Origin of the sequence: Luteolibacter luteus, assembly GCF_012913485.1 — a bacterium.
GTDB classification, from domain to species: domain Bacteria; phylum Verrucomicrobiota; class Verrucomicrobiia; order Verrucomicrobiales; family Akkermansiaceae; genus Haloferula; species Haloferula lutea.
Window position 1 is genome coordinate 5,388,314 of record NZ_CP051774.1, and the last position, 14,939, is coordinate 5,403,252.

11 protein-coding genes are annotated in these 14,939 nt (G+C 61.5%); 5 read left to right on the forward strand and 6 right to left on the reverse strand.

The features are described 5' to 3' along the window. The first annotated feature begins 18 nt into the window (after window positions 1–18). Window positions 19–1,047, forward strand: coding sequence for a UDP-3-O-(3-hydroxymyristoyl)glucosamine N-acyltransferase (lpxD, locus tag HHL09_RS22345; RefSeq protein WP_169456895.1), 1,029 nt, complete (start codon window positions 19–21; stop codon window positions 1,045–1,047). A 187-nt stretch (window positions 1,048–1,234) separates the two neighbouring features. Here the strand turns inward: lpxD and HHL09_RS22350 are convergent, their stop codons facing one another. The 4 genes from HHL09_RS22350 to HHL09_RS22365 all read right to left on the reverse strand — a co-directional run bounded on the left by HHL09_RS22350 (window position 1,235) and on the right by HHL09_RS22365 (window position 5,260). Then, the gene (locus HHL09_RS22350) at window positions 1,235–3,205 is read right to left on the reverse strand and encodes a fumarate reductase/succinate dehydrogenase flavoprotein subunit (protein WP_169456896.1); all 1,971 of its coding nucleotides are present in this window, start codon (window positions 3,203–3,205) and stop codon (window positions 1,235–1,237) included. 27 nt (window positions 3,206–3,232) lie between these two features. Beyond that, the gene (locus HHL09_RS22355) at window positions 3,233–3,949 is read right to left on the reverse strand and encodes a succinate dehydrogenase cytochrome b subunit (protein WP_169456897.1); all 717 of its coding nucleotides are present in this window, start codon (window positions 3,947–3,949) and stop codon (window positions 3,233–3,235) included. Window positions 3,950–4,060: 111 nt separating this feature from the next. After that, complete coding sequence (locus HHL09_RS22360; RefSeq protein WP_169456898.1) at window positions 4,061–4,399, reverse strand: hypothetical protein; 339 nt, start codon at window positions 4,397–4,399, stop codon at window positions 4,061–4,063. 60 nt (window positions 4,400–4,459) lie between these two features. Then, entirely contained in the window at window positions 4,460–5,260 is an 801-nt protein-coding gene (locus HHL09_RS22365; RefSeq protein ID WP_240963685.1) for an ABC transporter ATP-binding protein, read from the reverse strand. A 374-nt stretch (window positions 5,261–5,634) separates the two neighbouring features. On the opposite strand from HHL09_RS22365, the gene HHL09_RS22370 reads away from it, so the two are divergent. The 4 genes from HHL09_RS22370 to HHL09_RS22385 all read left to right on the forward strand — a co-directional run bounded on the left by HHL09_RS22370 (window position 5,635) and on the right by HHL09_RS22385 (window position 9,712). Further along, window positions 5,635–6,126 carry a GNAT family N-acetyltransferase gene (locus HHL09_RS22370; protein WP_169456899.1) on the forward strand — a complete coding sequence of 164 codons (492 nt, stop codon included), beginning with the start codon at window positions 5,635–5,637 and terminating at the stop codon, window positions 6,124–6,126. 154 nt (window positions 6,127–6,280) lie between these two features. Beyond that, the gene (locus tag HHL09_RS22375) at window positions 6,281–7,708 is read left to right on the forward strand and encodes a circularly permuted type 2 ATP-grasp protein (RefSeq protein WP_169456900.1); all 1,428 of its coding nucleotides are present in this window, start codon (window positions 6,281–6,283) and stop codon (window positions 7,706–7,708) included. A 12-nt stretch (window positions 7,709–7,720) separates the two neighbouring features. Then, on the forward strand, window positions 7,721–8,755 hold the full coding sequence (locus tag HHL09_RS22380; protein WP_169456901.1) for an alpha-E domain-containing protein: 1,035 nt from the start codon (window positions 7,721–7,723) through the stop codon (window positions 8,753–8,755). Window positions 8,756–8,839: 84 nt separating this feature from the next. Next, complete coding sequence (locus tag HHL09_RS22385) at window positions 8,840–9,712, forward strand: transglutaminase family protein (protein WP_169456902.1); 873 nt, start codon at window positions 8,840–8,842, stop codon at window positions 9,710–9,712. Between the two features lie 16 nt (window positions 9,713–9,728). Here HHL09_RS22385 and HHL09_RS22390 read toward each other — a convergent pair whose 3' ends face one another. Together HHL09_RS22390 and HHL09_RS22395 are read right to left on the reverse strand one after the other, a co-directional pair. Continuing rightward, complete coding sequence (locus HHL09_RS22390; protein ID WP_169456903.1) at window positions 9,729–10,559, reverse strand: tetratricopeptide repeat protein; 831 nt, start codon at window positions 10,557–10,559, stop codon at window positions 9,729–9,731. A gap of 2 nt (window positions 10,560–10,561) precedes the next feature. Continuing rightward, a complete protein-coding gene (locus HHL09_RS22395; protein WP_169456904.1) occupies window positions 10,562–14,872 on the reverse strand; it encodes an Ig-like domain-containing protein in 4,311 nt (1,436 codons plus the stop codon). Window positions 14,873–14,939: the final 67 nt, after the last annotated feature.

The following is a 14,939-nucleotide window of genomic DNA, read 5'->3' on the forward strand; positions in this document are numbered from 1 at the left end:
GACCCAAGGTTCACGCTAGTGGCACTGACTCTTTCCGAGCTCGCCCAGTTGGTCGATGGTGACATCGTCCGGGGCGAGCTCGCTCTTTTGGTGGATGGCATTGCGGCGCTCGATGAAGCGGGGCCATCCGAATTGTCCTTCCTAGGCAACGAGAAATACCGGAACCAGTATCTGGTGACGAAGGCGGGCGCGGTGATCGTGCCCCGCGGCGTGACCGAGGGGCCGGAAGGCTGTGCCCTGATTGCCGCGGATCATCCGTCGATATCCTTCGGCAAGGCGGTGAAGCATTTCGTGTCCGTCCATGCCCGGACGCTTGTTCCCGGAGTTCACCCGCGGGCGGTGATCGATGAGACTGCGAAGCTGGATCCCGCAAAGGTCCGCATCCATGCCGGGGCGGTGATCATGGCAGGAGCCGAGATCGGCGATGGCACGGAGATCGGGCCGAACTGTGTGGTCGGCGAGAGTGTCCGGATCGGCAAGGATTGCCTTTTATATGCCAATGTTTCGATCCGTGAGCGCTGCCTGATCGGCGATCGGGTGATCTGCCAGCCAGGCGTGGTCATCGGCTCGGATGGCTACGGCTACGAGCTGGTGAATGGCAAGCACACGAAGGTCGATCAGGTCGGCATCGTGGACATTCAGAGCGACGTCGAGCTTGGCGCGAATACCACGATCGATCGCGCGCGCTTCGGTCGCACGGTAATCGGAGAGGGGACGAAGATCGATAATCTGGTCCAAGTCGGCCACAATGTTCAGATGGGCAAGCACTGCCTGATCGTCTCCCAGACAGGCATCGCTGGCAGTGCGCACATGGGCGACTATGTGATCTCCGCAGCCCAGGTGGGGATCGCCGGTCACGTGAAGATCGGCTCGAAGTCGGTCCTCGCAGCCCGCACCGGCGTCACCGCGGATCTGGAAGGCGGCATCACCTACGGAGGAAATCCGGCGAGCACGCTGATGGAAGAGCAACGCTCGCGCGCCTATTTCCGACAGCTCCCCAAACTCGCCAAGCGGATCAAGGAGCTGGAGAAGAAGAGTGAGGCCTGAGATACGGTCCGCTCCAGCCCTTGGTGGGCTGTCGATCTGGCTGACGCGCTACTTGGTCATCCGAACTAGCGTTGTCCTTTTTTGACACTGCTAGGATCGGATCTAGCGCATTGCTCGCATGCTCCAGCCGATGGAGTGCCCCGAGCCGAAAAGGAAAGGGCTCCTTTCGGAGCCCTTCATGATTTGATCAAGCGTAGCTGCGGATCGCGAGGTGCACGGCTTCGAACTCCAGTTGCTCCTTGTGGAGTTCAGGCGGGGCATTGTTGCCCTTGTACTCCCAGGCGGAGACGTGGCAGAACTTGTCGTCGTGACGCTTGGCTTCGCCCGGCTGGGTCTTGCCCGCCTGCACTTCGGGATCGGCTTCGGTGAACTGGTGCTCGACGCGGAAGTGGCCGCCGCAGGACTCCTCGCGATCACGGGCGTCGTAGCACATCATCTCGCCGAATTCGAGGAAGTCGGCCACGCGGCCGGCCTTCTCGAGCTCCATGTTCGCATTCGCACCGGAACCGGGCACGCGGACATTCTGCCAGAACTCCTCGCGGATCTGCGGGATCTTGGCGATTGCCTCGGTGAGGCCTTCTCGGGAACGGGCCATGCCGCACTTGTTCCACATCACCTCGCCGAGTTCCTTGTGGAAGCTGTCGACGGTGCGCTTGCCGTTGATGGAAAGCAGGCGATTGGTGCGTTCGGTGACCTCTTCCTCGACCTTCTTGAACTCGGGATTGTCCGTCTTCACGGTGCCCGGCTTCTGGGTGGCAAGGTAGTTCGCGATCGTCGCGGGGATCACGAAGTAACCGTCGGCGAGGCCCTGCATGAGGGCCGAGGCACCCAAGCGGTTCGCGCCGTGATCGGAGAAATTCGCTTCGCCCAGCACGTGCAGGCCGGGGACGTTCGACATGAGGTTGTAGTCCACCCAGAGGCCACCCATGGTGTAGTGCACCGCGGGATAGATCATCATCGGCCGCTTGTAGGGGTCCTCGCCGGCGATCTTCTCATACATCTGGAAGAGGTTGCCGTAGCGGGCGCGGATCGTTGGCTCGCCAAGGCGGGCGATGGCATCGCGGAAATCGAGGTAAACGCCGAGGCCGGTCTTTGCCACGCCGCGCCCGTCGTCACAGGCTTCCTTCGCGGCACGCGAGGAGATGTCGCGCGGTGCGAGGTTGCCGAAGGAGGGATACTTGCGCTCCAGGTAGTAGTCGCGCGCGTCTTCCGCCACGTCTGCCGGATTGAGGGTGCCCTTGCGGATCTTCTCGGCGATGTCCTGGGACTTCGGTGCCCACACGCGGCCGTCGTTACGCAGCGACTCGGACATGAGCGTGAGCTTTGACTGATAGTCGCCGCTCACCGGGATGCAGGTGGGGTGGATCTGCGTGTAGCAGGGGTTCGCGAAGAAAGCACCGCGCTTCGCCGCACGCCAGGCGGCGGTGACGTTACAGCCCATCGCATTGGTCGAAAGGAAGAAGACGTTGCCGTAGCCCCCGGTCGCCAGGATCACCGCATCGCCGGCATGGGACTCGATCTTGCCGGTGACCATGTCGCGGACGACGATGCCCTTTGCGTGGCCGTCCACGAGAACGACGTCGAGCATCTCCGTGCGCGGATACATGGTCACGCCACCCTTGTGGATTTCCTTTTCCAGTGCTTGGTAGCAGCCGATCAGGAGCTGCTGTCCGGTCTGGCCACGGGCGTAGAAGGTGCGGGAAACCTGGGCACCGCCGAAGGAGCGGTTGTCCAGCAGGCCACCGTATTCACGGGCGAAGGGGACACCCTGCGCCACGCATTGGTCGATGATGTTGTTCGAGACTTCGGCGAGGCGATAGACATTCGCCTCACGGGCGCGGAAGTCGCCGCCCTTTACGGTGTCGTAGAAAAGCCGGCGGATCGAGTCGCCGTCGTTCTGGTAGTTCTTCGCGGCATTGATCCCGCCTTGGGCGGCGATCGAGTGAGCACGGCGCGGGCTATCCTGATAGCAGAAGCACTTCACCTTGTAGCCCATCTCGGCGAGCGAGGCGGCAGCGGCTCCACCCGCGAGGCCGGAGCCGACGACGATGATCGTGAACTTCCGCTTGTTCGCCGGGTTGATGAGCTTCGAGTCCATCTTGTGCTTGGACCACTTTTGCTCGATCGGACCGGAAGGAATCTTACTATCCAAAGACATGGCTGGAAAAGGTGAGGAGGCAGGAAATCAGCGGCCGAACTTGAAGATGAGGATCGCGAGCGGGATCGAGATGAAGCCGAGGTAGATCAGGACAGCGTAACCCTTTGAGAGGGCATTAACCATCGGGGCGGACTTCTTGGAGCGGAGACCCAGGGTCTGGAACATCGCCTGGACGCCGTGGCTCAGGTGAGAGCAGAGCAGGGTCATCGCGATGAGGTAAAAGAGCACCACCAGCGGATTGCTGAAACCGTCGATCACCATGCGCCATGCGTCGAAGCGAAGCTCTCCGAACTTGTCATGATCCACATAGCGCTCGGCGGGGAAGCTCACCCGAACGGTGAAGTGAAGCAGGTGGAAGATCACGAAGGCAAGGATCGTCAGGCCGGACCAGATCATCAGCTTCGAGGATTTGGTCGTCTGGATGGTCGCCGGGTGCGCATAGGACTCGCGGGCGGCACGGTTTTCCCGGGTCAGGGAAATCGTGGCCGCGACGTGGAATACCACAGCCACAAGAAGGCCGATCCGCGCGATCCACACGCCTGCTCCATGCAGGAAGTGATGAAGGAACTGCGCGTAGTCATTGAAGGCTTCCCGGCCGACGTAGACCAGCAGGTTACCCGCAAGGTGGCCGGCTAGGAAAAGCACGAGCACCAATCCGGTGATGGCGACGATCAGTTTCCGCCCGATGGAAGATTTCCAGACGCGGGTGACGATGGGATACGTGGAGGCAGCGGCAGCGTTCATGGCGGCGATTTCGGGATCAGCGCGCAAAAGAATTAGAACTCGGCTGGCGAGCTTGCAAGGGGAGACTCCCGGAGGCGCAGGATCAGAGGTGAAAAAAGCGAATCGGGAGGATTAGAACGGTTTGACGAGACCGAGATAGGCGGCGGCGGTCGCCAGCACCAGGCAGAGTACGAGAACGGCACCCGCAGGCATGACTTTCCGCTTCACCAAGGCCGGAGACGCACCCAAAACCAGCCAGATTGCCAGCTTCACCTGCCACCAGTGTTGATCCATCGGGGGCTTCTTCAGCATCGCGAAGCCGATCAGGAGGAGAATCACGAGGAAAGCGCCGTGAAGCGCAGCGCCAAGTTTCCGGTTCTTGTCGTCCGTGGCGGCGACGATCGCTCCGATTCCGGTGAATGCACCCACCGCTGCCGCGATGTGCAGGGTTTTGAGGAGGAAAGGATCCATGGCCCCAAGTCTGTCTCGCTACCCTGATCGGGCAAGCGAAACAAGGCGGGGCAATGGAAATCAAACGCCAGCCTCCAGCTTCGGAATCGCGGCGAGAAGCTTCTTGGTATAGGCGTTCTGCGGATTGGCAAAAAGCGCCTCGGCCTCGCCTTCTTCGACGATCTTGCCCTTGTACATCACCACGATCCGGTCGGCGAGGTAGCGGACCACCCCGAGATCGTGGGTGATGAAGATCATGGTCAGGCCCAGTTCGGCGCGCAGCTTTTTCAGCAGGTTCAGGATCTGGGACTGAATGGAGACGTCCAGGGCCGAGACGGGCTCGTCGGCGATGATTAGTTTGGGCTCCGGGGCGAGCGCCCGGGCGATGGCGATGCGCTGGCGCTGGCCGCCGGAGAATTCGTGCGGATACTTCTTCTGGAAACGGGGATCGAGGCCCACGGTCTTCATCAGGGATTCCACCTTCTCGGTGAGGGCGCTGCCACCGAGATTGCCGTGGCGCTGCTTGATCGCTTCCGCGAGTGTGCTGAAAACGGTCATCCGCGGATTCAGCGAGGCGTAGGGGTCCTGAAAGACCATCTGGAAGTCCAGTCGCCGCTTGCGCACCTCGCTGGGCGGCAGTTGCGCCAGATCCTCACCATCCAAGATGATCGAGCCGGCGGTCGGGCGCAGGAGCTGCATCACCGTGCGGGAGAGGGTGGACTTGCCACAGCCGGATTCGCCCACCAATCCGAGGATCTCACCCTTCTCAATGGAGAGGCTCACGCCATCCACGGCGCGCACCGTTTCGATGACCGGCGCGAAGACGGAGCCGGTGCGCTTGCGGAAATGGGTCTGGAGATCGCGGATTTCGAGGTATGCCACGGGCTTTTCAAAGCATGACACGATCCGTCCGGCACGGAAAAAGTCGGAATCGGCGGATCTTCCCCCTTGAAGTGAGGTCCATGCCCGCGTTTGCAATTGACCCAAGGGGTATCCCGGCTCTAACCGTCCCACGGAATGTTGCCGCTCCGTCGGATACCTGCCTTGTCTGCTCACGCCATGTTGCGTGAGGCGGCGGCTCCGTCGGCCTTTGTCGCGGCCCTCCATTTCCACGCCTCTGCCCACCGCCATATGCGGTCGGATTGAGGCGCAGGAAGTGTTTCCGAGCAGAAGCATTCCCCGCGTCCGGCATGGTGCCAGACGAAAGGGAGCCATGTCGTCCGTGTCACGGATCTACCCTGTAGAACATGATGAATATGAATACGACATTGCACCCCATCCAGGAAGACGATCGCGAACCCCTGATCAGCATCTTCAACCACTACATCGAAAACAGCATGGCGGCGTACTTGGAGCAACCGCTCCCGCTGGCTTACTTCGATGTGTTGATGAAGCTCTGTGAAGGCTATCCCGCCTACGTCGCGAAGGATGAGGCGGGATCGGTGGCCGGCTTCGGGATCCTGCGTCCTTTTCACCCCGCGCCCGCCTTCTCCGCCACGGCGGAGATCACCTACTTCCTGCACCCGCAGGCAACCGGGGCCGGAATCGGGAAGCTGCTTCTGGAGCGGCTGGTGGAGGAGGGGAGGTCCCGGGGTTTGAAGACCATCCTCGCCAGCATCTCGTCCGCCAACGAAGGGAGCATCCGTTTTCACCTGAAGAACGGCTTCACCGAGTGCGGCCGCTTCCTGAGGATCGGGACGAAGCAGGGCCGTAGCTTCGACGTCGTGTATTGCCAGCGGTTCCTTTGATCGAATCGGGCGTGACCGGTGCCCGCTGCCGGTCACGACCCGAGCCCCAGCAGACGGTTTTGGCTTTTCCGGACAGGCAGAACCGTGGCATTGTAAGAATGCCAAGGGGACTTGGCCCGGCCCCTGCTTGGACCACCCATACCCCAAGAACTGCATGTTTGAGGCCTACGAGGCAGATGGATTTTTCGACGAGATGTTCGCCTTGGAAGGCGAAGTAAGGCCGCACTACCGGACCCTTCTCAACCGTTTCTCCGCCATTGCGGCCGATGACTTCGAGGCCCGGCGCGCTGCCTGCGACCAGCACTTCTTGCGGCAGGGCGTCACCTTCAATGTCTATCATGACGACCGCGGAACGGAGCGGATCTTTCCTTTCGATCCCGTGCCCCGGGTGATTCCGGCGGCGGAATGGGAGCATCTGGAGGCGGGCCTGACCCAGCGGATCATCGCGCTGAATCTCTTCCTCCACGATATCTATCACGAGCAGCACATCCTGCGGGACGGTATCATCCCGCGCTTTTACATTGAGGAGGCGAAGCACTACCGCCCCGAGTTCCGCGGCATCAATGTGCCGAAGGACATCTACATCCATATTTGCGGCAGCGATCTGATTCGCGGCGCGGATGGCACCTATTTCGTTCTGGAGGACAATGGCCGCTGCCCATCCGGTGCCTCCTACCTCTTGGAAAACCGGAATGCCCTCAAGCGAGCCTTTCCATCTCTCTTCGAGTCCCTCGGTGTCCGTCCGGTGGATGCCTATCCACGCGAGTTGCTGGACATGCTCCATCATGTCTCCCCGCATCGTGAGGGAGAGCCGGTCTGCGTGCTGCTGACGCCCGGCTGCTACAATAGCGCCTACTTCGAGCACTGCTACCTTGCCCGTGAAATGGGCATCGAGATCGTGGAGGGCCGCGACCTCGTGGTGATGGATGACTTCGTCTACATGCGCACGACGAAGGGGCTCGTCCGGGTGGATGTGATCTATCGCCGGATCGATGACGATTTCCTGGATCCCACGGTCTTCCGGAAAGATTCCGTCCTCGGAGTCCCGGGAATCATGCGCGCCTATCAGGCGGGCAACGTCGCCCTCGCGAATGCCGTCGGAACCGGCGTGGCAGATGACAAGGTGATCTACTACTTCGTCCCGAAGATCATCGAATACTACCTCGGCCAGGATCCGATCCTCCCGAACGTGCCGACCTACCTCGCTTCCGAAGAGAGCGACCGGAAATACATCCTCGAGCATCTCCCGGAACTCGTCGTGAAAGCCGCGAATGAATCCGGCGGCTACGGCATGCTGATGGGGCCATCCGCCACTCAAGAGGAGATCGCCAAGTTCAAGGAGAAGATCATCGAGGATCCGCGGAATTTCATCGCCCAGCCGGTGGTGTCCTTGTCCCGCTCGCCCACCTGGTGCGAGGGGAACATGGAAGGCCGCCACATCGACCTGCGCCCCTACATCATCTACGGGGAAGACGTAAAGATCGTGCCCGGAGGTCTGACCCGAGTGGCCCTGAGAAAGGGTTCGCTGGTGGTCAATTCGTCGCAAGGTGGCGGCAGCAAGGACACCTGGGTCTTGAAATAACTTTCCGTCGTCATGCTTTCCCGCGTTGCCAATAGCCTTTACTGGATGGTCCGTTACATCGAACGGGCCGACAGCCTCTCCCGCCTGATTGAAGTCAACGGCCAGCTGCTGCTCGACCACGAGCGTCTCGACAGCGAACGCCTGCGCGCTTTCTGGAAACCAATCATCCTCAGCACCGGGGATGAGACCTTGTTTTCGGAATTCTACAGCGATGCGAGCAGTTCAGAGGTCATCCGCTTCCTCACCAACGACCGCCGCAATCCGAACAGCATCGTTGCCTCGATCGGCCAAGCCCGTGAGAACGCCCGGATGGTGCGCGACCAGCTTTCGGAGGAGCTGTGGGAGGAGCTGAATTCTCTCTACCTTTTCATCAACTCCCGGGAAGGCGAGTTGCTTTTCAACGCAGACCCGACCCGCTACTACGAGACGATCCGGCGCGCCACCTTCACCTTCCATGGGATCGCGGCGGCTTCGATCGCGCGCAGCGAGTCATGGGAGTTCATGGATCTCGGCCGTCACCTCGAGCGGGCGGACAAGATCACGCGCTTCCTCGATATCACCAGCTTCCTGCCGGAATCGGATGCGCCGGTGAATGGCGCGGCCACCTTCCACTGGACGGCGATCCTGCGCTCCTGCGGGGGCCTCGGCGCCTTCCGCGCAGAGCATCGTGGCGAGCCTACGGCGGAAGGAGTGGTGAGTTTCCTGATGTTCTCGCCCGGCTTTCCTCGCTCGGTGCGCTTCTGCGTGGACCGGATCGACCGCAATTTGCATAGCATTTCGGGAACTCCGCGCGGGACCTATACCAATGATGCGGAGCGGGTTGCGGGGCGCCTGCTGGCGGAGCTGGCCTACGGATCGGCCGCGGAGGTGCTGGAGCACGGACTCCATTTGTATCTCGATGAGCTTCAAGAACGTCTGAATGAAATCGGGACGGAACTTTTCCAGACCTACGTGCTGCTGCCGGACTCCACCGACAAGCGCCCGCCGATCCCCGCGGCGAATATGTCGGCGGTTGTCGCTTGGCAAATGGCCCAGCAGCAGCAGTGATCCGCGGCGCACGACCCCGACCCGCGATTGAATCCCGTACTACCCGAATTTGGTGCAGCCCCTGCGCCGACCCCCGGATTGTTCATGGCACAGCCCTTGCAGCCAGGTCCCGTATTCCGAGTCCTGCACCGGACCGTATTCGATTACGACGCTCCGGTGCGGGATAGCATGAACACGCTCCATCTGGAGCCGCGGACCTTTCCTTTCCAGCGGACGCTTTCAGCGGTCGTCAAAGTCCTTCCCGCAACGCGGGTGCGCCGCTTTCACGATCTCTTCGAGAATGTGACCCATCACTTCGAGATTCCGGGCGATCACAAGCGGCTGGAAATCGAGAGCCGGATCCGGATCCAGAACCTGCCGCTGGTAGTCCCGGAAGGCTCGCAAAACGCGACCCTGCGCGACTACAGGGGGGGGGACATTCCGGAAAGGACCTGGGCCTACCTGCAGGATAGTCGCTTCGTTTCGCGGCATCCACAGATCTGGCGCCAGGCTCTGGACATCACCGCGGGGATCGAGTCGGTCTTTGGACAAGCAGTCGCGATCATGCACTGGGTGCATCGCGAGTTCCGCTACGAAGCGGGATCCACCACGGTGAGCACGCACTTGGAAGAGGCCTTCGCGCTGCGTCGCGGGGTTTGCCAGGACTTCACTCATGTGATGCTCGGGCTTTGCCGCGCGATCGGGATCCCGGCGCGCTATGCCTCCGGCTACCTTTATAATGGTCCGCGGGATCATCTGGTAGGGGCTCAGGCCTCGCATGCCTGGCCGGAGGTGTTTTTCCCCGGTGTCGGATGGATCGGCTTCGATCCGACCAACGAGACACTGGCGGATGAGCGCTACATCAAGATCGCGGTGGGTCGTGACTACGATGACGTGGCACCGGTGCGCGGGAGCTACCATGGTAGCGGCCACTGCCGGATGAGCGTCAGCGTGGACGTGGAGAAGGTCAGCGAGTGATCGCCAGCATGGAGAGTCACTTTACGGCCCGCTCCTGATTCTCCGCTTTCCGTTTCGAGACGGCTTCGAATTGCGCCTTGTAGAACGGTGTCCGCTTCCGGCTGCTAGGCAGCGCTTCCAGTAGTGCAACGGCGGTGTCACAGGACTCCGCCGCATCTTCAAACCTCCCCGCCTTCTCCAAGATCTCGGTGCGCCGCATCTCCAGATCCACCGAGGGGCGATAGCGGGCGGTCAGCGCATCGATCCTCCGCAGCGAGGAGTCGTGATGCCCCAACTCGAGTTCGATGACGATGGCTGCGTAGTGAAGTCCGGAAAGGCAGCCCAGTCGTGCCACTCCGCGATCCAGCACCTCAAGCGCCGCCTCGGAATCCCCGGGCTTCCCGCGCTCGCGGAGCCAAGTGGCACAGGTCATGACGTCGGTAGGTCCCGGACTCTTGGAAAACTCAAGGTAGCGCAGCTTTGCTTCGATCGCCGCATCACGGTCGCCCGAATCATGCTCGATCCGTGAAAGCAGGTTCCATCCGAAGGCATCCTTCGGGTGCTTGGAAACCAGATCCTTCGCCTTCGTTTCTGCCTCGTCGCGCTTGCCATCGGCCAAGTGGAGACGCGCCTCTAACAGAAGGTTCTCCTCTTGGTCCGGGCCCTCCTGCATGAGTTGCTGCACCACGGGAGCCGCTTCCTTCGGATGTCCCGTGGTGATCAACAGGTCGGCCTTCTGGCGGAGCAGCGTTTGATCGCCGGGTGTTTCACGCAGGTGTTGCTCAAGCTCCGCCAAGGTGTGGCTCGGGTCCGGATGCGCGCAGAGCAGCATCGGAACCAGCAGTGCGGAGAAAACCAGTGCCCTCATGCTCAAGGCGTGACTGCAAGACGGAGATAGACGGTCTGTGGAGCAGGCCCGGCGGTAATCGTCAGGACGGCTTCGATCGTCTCCGGATCTTCTTCTTCCGGGGACACCCGCTGGGTCGCGATTGTGCCGGAGCGTTGGCCATCGCTGTCACCGGAGCGATTCCAGTTAACCAGATCCGTCGACCATTCCACCGCCGAACTCAGGTCGCTTGCCGCCTTTGCGTGCGGGAAGCGTGCGGAGAAACTTCCATCTCCGTTCGCGACGGCGACCAATGAGGACACGCTCGAGCTTTCGCTTGCGGCCGTGCCCATGAAGTATTCCAGCAGGTTCGGCATCCCGTCGCCGTCGTCATCGCCTTCGGCGGCACCCACGCCGCTGGCGTGGAGATAAGCGTGGAGCGGGCGATCTTTGATCGTCGCTGCTGCGGAAACCGGATTCCGGGAGATATAGCTTTCGTTCGGGATCAGGGACAGCACCACCGTTTCGTCGCCTTCCGCGGAAGCGTCCGAGCGGATCTCGACAGTGACCTTTGCGGATTCCTGGCCTGCGGGGATGGTCACCACGCCGGGCAGTGCCGTGAAGTCGATGCCAGCCACCGCCGTGCCACTGGTAGTGTAGGCAAGGCTCATCGGCTGGTCCAAGGAACCGGTGCGGGTGAAGGTGAATTCCAAAGTGCGATCCTCACCGTATTCGCCACCGCTTGCCTTCGATGCACTCACGCTGGCCTCCGGCATTTGGGCGGCGCTGAAGCTGAAGGGGACCACCAGGAAACGAATGTCGGTAGCCTGGAAGGTGCCCGCGAGCTGTGGCAGGTCCTGGCTAAAGATGCGGAAGGCATTCCCGCTCGAAGAGTAGCTGACGATATTCTCCGCGGCAGTGCCGGAGCTTGTGGAGTCACCACAGAGCAGCAGTGCGCTGTTCGAGGGGTTGATCACGCTGCCATCACCGAAGGTGATCTGGAAGTAGGTCGCGGCCTTCGACGAGGTAGCGCCCATGCTTTCCAAGCCGGCATTGAGACGGGTGTTCGTGCCGTTCGCCTTGATCATGCCGCTGAGCACCCCCGGTGTGGCGGCAGGAACATACACAAAGGAGAACGGGCCATTCTGCCCTTCGCTGGAATTGTCGCGCATGTCGACGATCCACTTGCCGCTTTCGACCCGGACGGAGAGCACGTTGTCCACGTCCGTGCCGCTGTTGCCATTCGGGAAGGCCAGCAAGTTGCCGGAAGTCGCGAGGCCGGAGATGGTGTAAAGTCCGTCGCCCACGCGGTGAACTTCCACACCGGCGGGCAGGTTGCCACCGATCACGTTGGCATCGACGCCGATGCTCGCGCCGATCCAACCTGCGGCGTAGGGAAGGTAGGCCACGGCCGCACCGGCGGATTCCTCGGCGGTCGTCGGGTTTGCGTCCGCCGCGTTGTTATTGGTGTTGTCCACCACGTTGACCCAAGCCTTCCCGCTGCCACTTGCGTAGGGCGAGGGAATGTTATCGAGTGCATCCGGGCCGCTGGCATTCTCCCAATTGGTGGCTCCCGTGAAGCCGGCCAGGAAGTTCGGGGCGGTCCCGTTGATCTTGAGCTCGATGTCTCCCACGTTCGTGCCCGGATTGTTGAACTGTCGAGGGCTGGATGAGGTGCCTGTGACGGTCCAGTTCGGATTGAAAAGACCTGCGGAGGCCGTGCTCGGATCGGGTGCGGCAGGCTCGGTCACGACCTGGATCGAGATCGGGGCGGAACTGCCGACGTTGCCATCATTGTCCACCGCCTTCGCGATGATCGTGTAGTTGCCCGTTGTGACGCCGTTCCATGCATGGGTGAAGGGAGCCACGCTGTCTTCGCCGATGAGAGCGGTGCCGTTGTAAAACTGCACCTTGGAAACCGTGCCATCGATGTCGGCGGCAGTTGCCTGGAGCGTGAGGTTTGCGGGGCTGGCAACCAGAGTGCCATTGGCCGGACCCGTGAGTTCCACGGTCGGATCAAAAAGCACGCCGTCGGTGACAAAGGAGCGCACCGGCGTGGTCACGATGTTTTCGCCATCGCTGACGGTGGCATACCATTCGTAGCGGGTGCCCGCTTCCAGACCGTTCCATGTGAAAGTGGTCGCACCCGGTGCGGCGATGGCGGAGCCCACCAGCGAGTAGGGGCCCATGCCGCTCTTGAGATCCACGGTGAGGGAGAACTGGCTGTCCGCATCCGTCTCGTACTGGTCGAGCGTGGGAGAGTAGGTCTGAACGTCGATCTTGTTCTGCGATGGGCGGAACTTCATGATGCGCAGCCAGCCATCGCCGCCATTGCTGCGTCCTTGGAAGTCGGCCAGCAGCGAGTGGACGGTGCGACCTTCGAAGGTATCGCTGCGGCGGCCTTCACCGTGGATGTGGCCGCCGTGCATCAGGATCAGGTTCGGATTGTCCTTCAGCTCCTGATAGATCGCGGAGCCCAGCGTGCTGAATGTCGCGGGATTGCCCGTGTTCACCATGTGGTGGGTGATCACGATGCCACGGCGTGTCGGATGCGCCTTCAGGAGCGCATCCGCCCACTTGAGGTCCGCGGTGTCGGGTGTCGTGTCGAACTCGAGGCTGATGACGATGAAGTCAATGCCACCGGCGGTGAAGAGCGTGTAGTTGTTGTCTGCCTTCGTTGGCTCCGAGGTGCCACCGTAGTAGGACTTGTCCGCGAAGTGGTTGATTCCCGTATCCGGGTGGACGCCGAAGTACTTGTTGAAGTTCGTGGTCGTTCCATCCGCATCACCGATCGGCGTCTGGTCGTGGTTACCCACCGCCAAGATGTAGGGAACCCCTTCCTCGAGCATTGTCGTGGTCGGGTTCTCGAGGCGATACATCGCATTGGAGGCATTCGTCCACTGCTCAAGGGCCGTGGAAGGGTTGTCGCCGTTCTGGCTGATGTCGCCCAGGTGAAGCACGAAGCCGATGTTCTGCGCGTCGCGTTCCGCCACGATCCAATCGGTTTGTGCGGAGAAGATCGCGGCCCGATTACCGCCTGTGTTCTCCGAGTAGAACTGCGTGTCCGGCAGGGCCACCACGCTGAATTGATCGGACGACTCCACCGCAGCCACCCGGCGGGCGTAGTAGCGCACCGTGAGGTTTGAGCTGTCGGCGTCAGCGGTCTGAACGGTGAGCGGAGCATTCACCGGGACCTTGATGGCATTGTTTGCCGGGGATTGCTGGGACGCAGTCGGCGCTTGGTTGGAAGCGTTTCGCGCGAAGAAGGCGAAGCTGAAGGCGTCTTCCGCATCGGTCGCCATGTTCTGCAAGGCGGGTGCCTGCGGTGCGACCCCGCTGAGATCGCGGCTTTCGATGATCCAGCGGGAATTTGCCGCGTCCCATTCTGCGGAGACGATGTTGTCGACGTTGTAGTTGTCGCCGCCTTCCGGGCTGACGATGAGCGTGCCGGTGCTCTGGGTATGACCGGGGATCTGAAGATACCAACGGCCGACCGGACCCTTGGTCACGGTGAAGGTGCCGCCCGCCACATCGGTGGAGCCGTCGCCATTGACCCGGCCGAGCGCGACCAGTCGCTTGGTTCCCACCGCGCTGACGGGCAGGTAGGAGAAGCCGACACCGTCATTCTCGTAGCTGCGGCCGTTTGCGCCGTTGTCGTGGCAGTAGAGGGTGAAGCTGCCGTCGGCGTTGGCTTGGGAAAGGGCGTAGTTATCTTCGTTCTTCGATCCGGTTACGAGCAGCACGCCATTCTGCGAAGCATTCGTTGCCTGCGGTGCGAGATCGAGGGTGTAGGTGCCGTTGTTCTCGGTCGGGTCGATGAGGTTGGTGCCGAGCGAAAGCCCCGCGGTGCCGGTGAACTGGGTCAGCGCGCCGTTGTTGGCATCATTGACCGCATAGCCGCCGACGAATTCGTCGTAGGGGAGGTAAGCATAGGAGACGTCATAGTTTGCCTCCAGATTGTCGTCGGCCTCGGCCCAATGGACGGCGATCCAGTATTTGTTGCTGGTGGCGTTGAAGCCGAAGCTGCTGGTCGCATTGAAATCTCCCGTGGCCGGACCACCCTTCGCGCTGTCATTGCGGATCAATTGCGCGGTAGAGCTGATCAGCACGCCGGATGCGGTGTCGCTGCTCCGGCCGAAGTCCATGTTGTAGTCCGCCCGATTCGCGCCGTCCGTGAAAATCCCGCCGGTCGTGCTGCCCGGACCGTAAGCGATCGAAATGCCCGGGGTCGGGTCGCTGAGAGGATTGTTGTTGTTTGCGAGCTGCGTGACTTTGAGAGTGCCGAATTCGACGGCGCCTGCGGCAAGCGGGGTGAGGGAAGCGAGGGCGATGATTCGGGAGAGACGGCTGCTCATGGGAATATGGGCGACCGGTCTAACGGAGCCGCTCTCTCATGAAATTCCGTTTATGTGAGGAAACTGA

Bases quoted from the DNA above. Each gene is read 5' to 3' on its own strand.
- HHL09_RS22350 (WP_169456896.1), bottom strand. From the start codon at position 3,205: ATGTCTTTGGATAGTAAGATTCCTTCCGGTCCGATCGAGCAAAAGTGG.
- HHL09_RS22355 (WP_169456897.1), bottom strand. From the start codon at position 3,949: ATGAACGCTGCCGCTGCCTCCACGTATCCCATCGTCACCCGCGTCTGG.
- HHL09_RS22360 (WP_169456898.1), bottom strand. From the start codon at position 4,399: ATGGATCCTTTCCTCCTCAAAACCCTGCACATCGCGGCAGCGGTGGGT.
- HHL09_RS22370 (WP_169456899.1), top strand. From the start codon at position 5,635: ATGAATACGACATTGCACCCCATCCAGGAAGACGATCGCGAACCCCTG.
- HHL09_RS22375 (WP_169456900.1), top strand. From the start codon at position 6,281: ATGTTTGAGGCCTACGAGGCAGATGGATTTTTCGACGAGATGTTCGCC.
- HHL09_RS22380 (WP_169456901.1), top strand. From the start codon at position 7,721: ATGCTTTCCCGCGTTGCCAATAGCCTTTACTGGATGGTCCGTTACATC.
- HHL09_RS22385 (WP_169456902.1), top strand. From the start codon at position 8,840: ATGGCACAGCCCTTGCAGCCAGGTCCCGTATTCCGAGTCCTGCACCGG.
- HHL09_RS22390 (WP_169456903.1), bottom strand. From the start codon at position 10,559: ATGAGGGCACTGGTTTTCTCCGCACTGCTGGTTCCGATGCTGCTCTGC.
- HHL09_RS22395 (WP_169456904.1), bottom strand. From the start codon at position 14,872: ATGAGCAGCCGTCTCTCCCGAATCATCGCCCTCGCTTCCCTCACCCCG.